The 7,433-nt window shown below is 53.5% G+C and carries 7 protein-coding genes; 2 read left to right on the top strand and 5 right to left on the bottom strand.

Going from position 1 to position 7,433, the window contains the following annotated elements:
• From NP603_RS17420 to NP603_RS17400, 5 genes are all read right to left on the bottom strand, one after another.
• Positions 1–1,184, bottom strand: a 1,184-nt coding sequence (locus NP603_RS17420; RefSeq protein ID WP_256612170.1) for a transketolase family protein, incomplete at its 3' end; no start/stop codon positions are given.
• 152 nt (positions 1,185–1,336) lie between these two features.
• On the bottom strand, positions 1,337–1,984 hold the full coding sequence (hxlA, locus tag NP603_RS17415; RefSeq protein WP_256612169.1) for a 3-hexulose-6-phosphate synthase: 648 nt from the start codon (positions 1,982–1,984) through the stop codon (positions 1,337–1,339).
• A 218-nt stretch (positions 1,985–2,202) separates the two neighbouring features.
• Positions 2,203–2,784, bottom strand: a complete 582-nt coding sequence (locus tag NP603_RS17410; protein ID WP_256612168.1) for a UbiX family flavin prenyltransferase — start codon at positions 2,782–2,784, stop codon at positions 2,203–2,205.
• An 11-nt stretch (positions 2,785–2,795) separates the two neighbouring features.
• On the bottom strand, positions 2,796–3,743 hold the full coding sequence (pip, locus tag NP603_RS17405; protein ID WP_256612167.1) for a prolyl aminopeptidase: 948 nt from the start codon (positions 3,741–3,743) through the stop codon (positions 2,796–2,798).
• A gap of 139 nt (positions 3,744–3,882) precedes the next feature.
• Positions 3,883–4,800, bottom strand: coding sequence for a putative outer membrane beta-barrel protein (locus NP603_RS17400; RefSeq protein WP_256612166.1), 918 nt, complete (start codon positions 4,798–4,800; stop codon positions 3,883–3,885).
• Between the two features lie 315 nt (positions 4,801–5,115).
• Between NP603_RS17400 and thiO the strand changes: the two genes are divergently transcribed.
• Positions 5,116–6,219 carry a glycine oxidase ThiO gene (thiO, locus tag NP603_RS17395; protein WP_256612165.1) on the top strand — a complete coding sequence of 368 codons (1,104 nt, stop codon included), beginning with the start codon at positions 5,116–5,118 and terminating at the stop codon, positions 6,217–6,219.
• Positions 6,216–7,259: a quinone-dependent dihydroorotate dehydrogenase gene (locus tag NP603_RS17390; RefSeq protein ID WP_256612164.1), complete on the top strand. Its 1,044-nt coding sequence runs from the start codon at positions 6,216–6,218 to the stop codon at positions 7,257–7,259. Before thiO ends, NP603_RS17390 begins: the two co-directional genes overlap by 4 nt.
• Positions 7,260–7,433: the final 174 nt, after the last annotated feature.

Raw genomic sequence — 7,433 nt, 5'->3', positions numbered from 1 at the left:
AAGGTCAGGTTGGAGCCGGCCAGGTCGGCGGAGCCGCCCATCAGTTCCGGCAGCAACGGGCCGAAGCCGTTCAGGGTGTTTTGCGAGGCTTTGCGGCTGGCGATGGTTTCGGCTTTGGCGTTGACCTCGGCGATGAAGGCGTTGGCTTTTTCGCTCCAGTCTTTCGGCAGTTCGCCGGCCATGCGGCGTTCGAATTCTGCAGCCAGTTCCGGGTGCGCGGCTTGGTAGGCGGCGAATTTGTCGTTCCACGCGCTTTCCAGGCGGTCGCCTTTGGCTTTGGCATCCCAACCGGCGTAGATGTCGGCCGGAATTTCGAACGGCGCGTGCGGCCAGCCCAGTTGTTCGCGGGTGGCGGCGACTTCGGCTTCACCCAGTGCAGCGCCGTGGCATTCTTCTTTGCCTTGTTTGTTCGGCGAACCGAAGCCGATGATGGTTTGGCAGCAGATGATCGAAGGTTTGTCGGTGACTTTTTTAGCTTCTTCGATGGCTTTTTTCACCGCGTCCGGATCGTGGCCGTCGACTTTGGGGATGACGTGCCAGCCGTAGGCTTCGAAACGGGCCGGGGTGTTGTCCAGGAACCAGCCGGTGACGTCGCCGTGGCCGCGGACTTCGCCGTCAATGGAGATGTTGTTGTCGTCGTAGATGGCGATCAGTTTGCCCAGTTTCATCGAGCCGGCCAACGAGCAGGCTTCGTGGGAGATGCCTTCCATCAGGCAGCCGTCACCCAGGAACACGTAAGTGTAGTGGTCGACGATGTCGTGGCCGGGACGGTTGAATTGGCCGGCCAGGGCGCGTTCGGCAATGGCGAAACCGACGGCATTGGTGATGCCTTGGCCCAGCGGGCCGGTAGTGGTTTCGACGCCGTCGGTGTAGCCGTATTCCGGATGGCCCGGGGTTTGCGAGTGCAGTTGGCGGAACTGTTTCAGTTCGTCGATCGGCAGGTTGTAGCCCGACAGGTGCAACAGCGAGTAAATCAGCATGGAGCCGTGACCGTTGGACAGCACGAAGCGGTCGCGGTTGGCCCATTTCGGGTTGTTCGGGTTGTGGTTCAGAAAATCGTTCCACAGTACTTCGGCGATATCGGCCATCCCCATCGGGGCTCCAGGGTGTCCTGAATTGGCTTTTTGTACCGCGTCCATGCTAAGTGCGCGGATGGCGTTCGCTAAGTCTCGACGCGAAGGCATGTTGGTCTCCTAAATTGAATCTTCTAATGGTGCTAGCAGACCCTTGAGTGGGGCCAAGCAAAAAAAACTGGGGGTATAACAAACAAAAGGACGAGTGGCGCGAACCACCCGTCCTTAGTATTTCCTAGAAACTAGGCGTTGCCAAGGTTGGCTTATGCAGCAGCAGCGTCAACCAGTTCGCGGATTTCGCGAGCAGCGGTTGCAGGGCATGGCGCACCGTAGATAGCCGCACCGACGACGATGATGTTGGCACCGGCTTTAACGGTTTGGTCGATCGTGGCTGGTTTGATACCGCCGGCAACAGAAACGCGAACGTTCAGGCCCAGTGAAGCCACTTCGTTCAAATCGCCGAACGGTGTTTGGCCAGCGGCTTGAGCGTCCAGACCGGTGTGAACGCCCATGATTTGCGCGCCCAATTTGGCGGATTCGCGTGCGCACTCAGCTTTGTTAGGCACGTTGATCAGGTCGACTTGAACTTCGGCAGCGTGTTTTTTTGCTGCTTTGATCACACCGCCGATGGTGGCCAGACCGGATACGCCCAACACGGTGCAGATGTCTGCGCCGGCTGCGTAGAAAGCGCCTGCTTCGTATTCGCCGGCGTCCATGGTTTTCAGGTCGACCAACAACAATTTGTCTGGGTAACGGTTTCTCAGTTCTTTGACCAAGTTGATACCGTTGTATTTGATGCAAGGGGTACCGATTTCAAAAATGTCGACGTAAGGCGCTACTTTATCTGCCAATGCTACGGTTTGGTCGAAATCCAATGAGTCCAACGCCATTTGAATTAATGGTCTTGCCATATTTATGTGCTCCGATTGTTGTAGTTACAGTTATTGTTTTTAAGACCCACCCCTACCGTAAACCTCTCATTTGTCGCCAAATCGAGAGCGCCGCAAGCCTTTGTCAGTGGGCGGTTTAAGCGAGTGGGGCAACTCTAAATCAGAACGTGGCGCCCTGTCAATTGAAGAGCAGCTATTTCCGGGCGAAAAACCTTAATCCGGCTTGGGATAGACGGCATTCAGCCGCCGAGACCGGTCCACGGCCTGTATAAACCGCAGGCGTCGACGCCAAACATTTCCAGGATGCGGCCCACCCCCTCATCCACCATGGCGCGCAACGAATCGCTCTTGTTATAGAAGGCCGGCATCGGCGGAAAAATAATACCGCCCATTTCAGTCACGGCAGCCATGTTGCGAATGTGAGCCAGATTCAGCGGCGTCTCCCGCGGCACCAACACTGTTTTCCGCCGCTCCTTCAGTGCCACGTCCGCTGCCCGGGAAATCAGGTTGTCGCCGAATCCGTGAGCTACGGCGGCAAGAGTCTTCATCGAGCAGGGCGCAATCACCACGCCTTCGGTTTTGAACGAACCGCTGGCAATACACGACGCGATATCGTTGATGCCATGGGTAAAATCGGCCATTCGATAAAGCTCGGCTCGGTCCAGGTCCAACTCGTACTTCAAATTGACCAACCCGGCGGAAGAAATTACCAAATGGGTTTCCCAACCGCCTCGTTCGCGCAAGATCTCCAACATCCGTATGCCATAAATCGCACCGGTCGCCCCCGTCATGCCGATTACGATCCGCTTGATATCCGCCATACTTTCAATCCTTAAACCAAAACAGCCACCATCTCATCGGTAGCGGACACTAACGCATCGATCATTTCCTCGCCACGGGCGATGTGCCCGGCATTCTGCAAGATCCGTAAACTCGATTGCGGGAGCGCCCGATGCAACCGCCAGCCCGACTCGATAGGGCAAGTCAAATCGTTACGACCATGAATAATCACGGTTGGAATCGCGCTCAACCCGGCGCAATTGGCCAAGATCTGATTATCGACGATAAAGTAATCATGGGCGGCATAATGCAACTCCATCTTGACCTGGCGCAGCATTTTTTCGTTAACCGCTTCCAGGCTTTCCTGGTAATCATTGCCAAGCGCCACTTGACCGCTCCATGCCTGCCATAGCCTCACCGCACACTTGGCCATCTCCTGATCGGCACTGAACAACGCCTCGCAGAAACGCTCCAGCATCGTGCCGCCCGGCAAATCGGGCAGATAATCCTGCAACTCCTGCCACAATTCCGGATAGATCTTGTTTACGCCATTTTCACCGAGAAACCATTCCATATCGACGCGGCGCGCCAAGAATACACCGCGCAGAATCATAGCCAACACACGTTCCGGATGGCGTTGGGCATAGAGCAAGGCCAAGGTTCCACCCCAGGAGCCGCCGAACAATAACCATTGCCGAATACCCAAACGCTCACGAATACGCTCCATGTCCGCCAGCAGATCTTGCGTCGTGTTACCCTGCAATTCGCCGAAAGGCTCAGACAGGCCGCATCCACGCTGATCCAGCAAAATGATGTGGTAGCGCTCGGGATTGAAAAATCGCCGATGGTCCGGTTTCGTACCGGAGCAGGGACCACCATGCAGAAATATCGCCGGAATCCCGGCCGGATTACCGGATTGCTCTACGTAGATGCGATGATCGCTCCCGGTTTCTAGAAAGAAGGTATGAAAAGGGGTAATTTCAGAATAAAGAGACTTCATTGTTCTCCAAGATACAACTTGACTCGCACGGCTTTATCAGCGATACCAGGGCGTGGCAGTATAACAAAGTCTTTGCGGCATAAAAAAAGGGAAGGCGAAGCCTTCCCTTTTTTGAGATCAAGCAAATTTGCTCGCGAACTTAGAATTTAAAGCCCACAGAACCGCCGGCGCTGAAACCATCGGTCTCTGTACCATCGATTTTGCTGGTCGAATAGTGGTAACGCACGTCGGAACCCAGGACGATACCTCTGAACAATTCGTATTCCAAACCACCACCGAATTGCATGCCTGAGTTAAGCACGGAAACCGCGCGAGAAGGAACACCCAGGATGTTCAGCTCCAGACCTACTGGAATAATCCATGGGCGCAATTTGCTGCCATGCATGAATTTGATTTTGGGAGAGGCATTGATACGCAAACGATTGTCGGTAGAAGTGCCTGGGTTTACGGCAACACCGGTTGTACCCAAAGCCGCAGGATATGTGGCTGTCAGGTTGTTTTGGCCGGTACCGAATTCAGAGTATTCGACACCCAATTCGATTCCGAACGAAGTATCGTCCATCAAACCGAACAAATCGTTGTTAACATTGAAGTCGAAAGCGCCACCAAAATAGAAGCCGTCTGCGTTTCCGTTATCAGACAATAAGTCAGATCCACTCAAGATAGCTCCTGGCTGGTTAGCGCCTGCTTTTCTGGATTGGTCCAGACGAGTCCAACCACCACGCACCGCAACCAAGTTGTCTTTAGCACCGGAAGCGGCAGGAGCTGCTTTAACAGACGCCATCCACTGATCCAATTCTTGAATTTTGGCGGTTTCGGTAGAGTCTTTGGAAGCAGCGGCAGATTTGACGCGGCTCAACTCGGCCTGCATTTGCTGCATCATGCTGTTCATTTGTTCCATTTGCGCTTCCAGCGCTTCAGCCTTTCTGGCTGCGGCATCGGCAACGCGCTCGGCTTTGTTGTCTGCTGCTTGGGCTTGCGGGGCAACCATTGCTCCAGCCATTGTCAAAGTCGCTGCGGCAACGCCCAGCGCTAATTTGGTTTTAGTAAAACTCATTGTTGTTCCCCCCCAAGGGTTGTTATTGTTAAGACTGAATTGGCTTTATAGCAACACAGGATTTCTTCACGCGGGCAATAATAGCAGCAAAACACCAGCCACACAAGTTTTGACCTTATTTTTTTGCTCAAAAAAAATAGTTTTATTTCAAATAGTTGCAATATCTTTGTAATCTGAAATCAAAAATTGTCAAAAATAAACAACATTCTTTTGTTTTTTAACACAGCCGACACAAACACCTCAAGCCTACCGAGCACGATGGCTTCGTGGTAACTTAAATAATGCAACCATAGCCCGACACTCCCCCTATTCCGCATGAGCCATCACCTGGACATTTTGATCATCGGCGCCGGCATTAGCGGCCAACTTGCCGCCCGTGAATTCCGCAACGCCGGTCGAGAAGTCACCCTGTTGGACAAATCTCGCCCCGGACTGGAATCCTCATGGGCCGGCGGCGGCATATTACTGCCGATTTATCCCTGGCGACAGGCTACAGCGATTTCCGAACTTGCGATACAAAGTTTGAAACTATATCCGCAATTAAGCGCGGAACTATTAGCCAAGACCGGGATAGACCCCGAATGGCGGGAATGCGGCATGCTGATCTGCAAAAATCCCGATTTCGAAGCCGCGGAACGCTGGTGTCGCCGCTACGACGTGGTATTCCAAACCGCTTTCGCCGAGCAGACCTCAACGCTGACAACCCAATTCGAACAGCCAATATGGCTTCCGGGAATTGCCCAGGCCCGCAATCCGCGCCTGTTGAAATCTCTATCCGCATATTTGTCCCAACTCGACACCGAATTCATCAGCGACACCGAAATCGAGGAAATCGATATCGTCGATCGCCGCGTCACAGGTGTAAAAACCAAACATGGTCAATATTCGGTGAATGAACTGGTCGTAAGCACTGGCGCCTGGACCCGCGAATTTTTAAATAATTTGTTGCCGGATTGGCCAGCCGATATCGACATCCAACCGGTCCGAGGCCAAATGCTGCTATTCGACGCTAAGCCGGAGACGCTGCATTACATGGTTCTGGACGGCGACCAGTATTTGATTCCCCGCCGCGACGGCAAGATTCTGGTAGGCAGCACGGTCGAACAGGCCGGTTTCGACAAAACCACCACCGAACAGGCCCGCGAACAACTCTATCGGTTCGCTACGCAACTGCTACCAATCCTAAAGAACTTCCCGGTCAGCCACCATTGGGCCGGCCTGCGTCCCGGCAGCCCGCAGGGCATACCCTTTATCGGCCAGCATCCAGATATCGAAAATCTTTATATCAACGCCGGCCATTTCCGCAATGGCTTGGTCATGGGGCCGGCGGCCGCCCAGCTGTTAGCTGACTTGGTATTGCAACGCCCGACCAGTATCGACCCAACCCCTTATTCGCTGAATCGACCAACCGCATCATGAATCTATATTCCTCAGTCCGCCCGTTACTATTTTCTCTACCTCCGGAAACAGCACATCACCTGACGCTTGACCTATTAAAGCTGGCGCAGTTGAGCGGCCTTTCCGGCTTGATCAAGGCCCAGTCGACAGTCAAACCAGTCATGGTCATGGGCCTGGAATTTGAGAACCCATTGGGCCTGGCCGCAGGCCTGGATAAAAACGGAGATTACATCGACGCCCTGGCGGCATTGGGCTTCGGCTTTATCGAAATCGGCACGGTAACACCCAGGCCGCAGCCCGGAAACCCCAAGCCGCGCCTGTTCCGCCTACCGGAACACCGGGCCATTATCAATCGGATGGGATTCAACAACCTCGGCATCGACCATCTACTGGAGCAAACCGGAAAGCGGCATTACCAAGGTATTTTGGGTATCAATATCGGTAAAAACGCCGATACGCCGTTGGAACAGGCGACTGACGACTACTTGATCGGTTTACGCAAAAGTTACGCTGCCGCCAGCTACATTACGATCAATATCTCCTCACCCAACACCAAAAATTTACGCCAGTTACAACAAGGCGACGAAATCAAGCATCTGTTGGAAACACTGAAAAACGAACAGAACCGGTTGCAGGCGCAGCACGGGAAATATACGCCAATCGCAGTGAAAATCGCACCGGATTTGAATGATGAGGAAATCAGACATATTGCCGAGTTACTACTGGATTTCGGCATCGACGGCGTAATTGCTACCAATACCACGATCACACGTGACAAAGTACAGGGTCATATTCACGCCGAGGAAAGCGGCGGCCTGAGCGGCGCGCCGGTCAAAGATGCCGCGACCAGAGTAGTGAAGGGGCTGGCCGAGACCTTGCAAAACCGGGTTCCGATTATCGCTGCCGGCGGCATTCTCTGCGCCGAAGACGCCCAAGAAAAACTCAATGCCGGAGCCAGTTTGCTGCAAATTTATAGCGGCTTGATTTACCGCGGCCCGAAACTGATAGAAGAGATTTTGGCGGCGCTACCAGTTCAACCGAACCATGAACCACCTCGTTAACCGGTCAATCAACCCAACTGCCGGACCGTCGGCCGCTTTTACAAATACGGTTTGCGCACCAAACCAATAAACACATAAGCCCATAAAAACATTATATAAGTAAATGTTGGCCTATTTTCTGCGTGACAGTCTTCAAGGGGAGAGAGTTTATTCATCTCAGTCAATTGGAGCATA

It is taken from the genome of Methylomonas aurea, from assembly GCF_024505045.1.
Classification (GTDB): Bacteria; Pseudomonadota; Gammaproteobacteria; order Methylococcales; family Methylomonadaceae; genus Methylomonas; species Methylomonas aurea.
Note: the sequence above shows the minus strand (reverse complement) of the source record. Positions and strands in the feature narration are given on the sequence as shown.

Coding starts and splice junctions, on each gene's coding strand:
- NP603_RS17400 (WP_256612166.1), bottom strand. CDS start 4,800: ATGAGTTTTACTAAAACCAAATTAGCGCTGGGCGTTGCCGCAGCGACT.
- hxlA (WP_256612169.1), bottom strand. CDS start 1,984: ATGGCAAGACCATTAATTCAAATGGCGTTGGACTCATTGGATTTCGAC.
- NP603_RS17410 (WP_256612168.1), bottom strand. CDS start 2,784: ATGGCGGATATCAAGCGGATCGTAATCGGCATGACGGGGGCGACCGGT.
- pip (WP_256612167.1), bottom strand. CDS start 3,743: ATGAAGTCTCTTTATTCTGAAATTACCCCTTTTCATACCTTCTTTCTA.
- NP603_RS17390 (WP_256612164.1), top strand. CDS start 6,216: ATGAATCTATATTCCTCAGTCCGCCCGTTACTATTTTCTCTACCTCCG.
- thiO (WP_256612165.1), top strand. CDS start 5,116: ATGAGCCATCACCTGGACATTTTGATCATCGGCGCCGGCATTAGCGGC.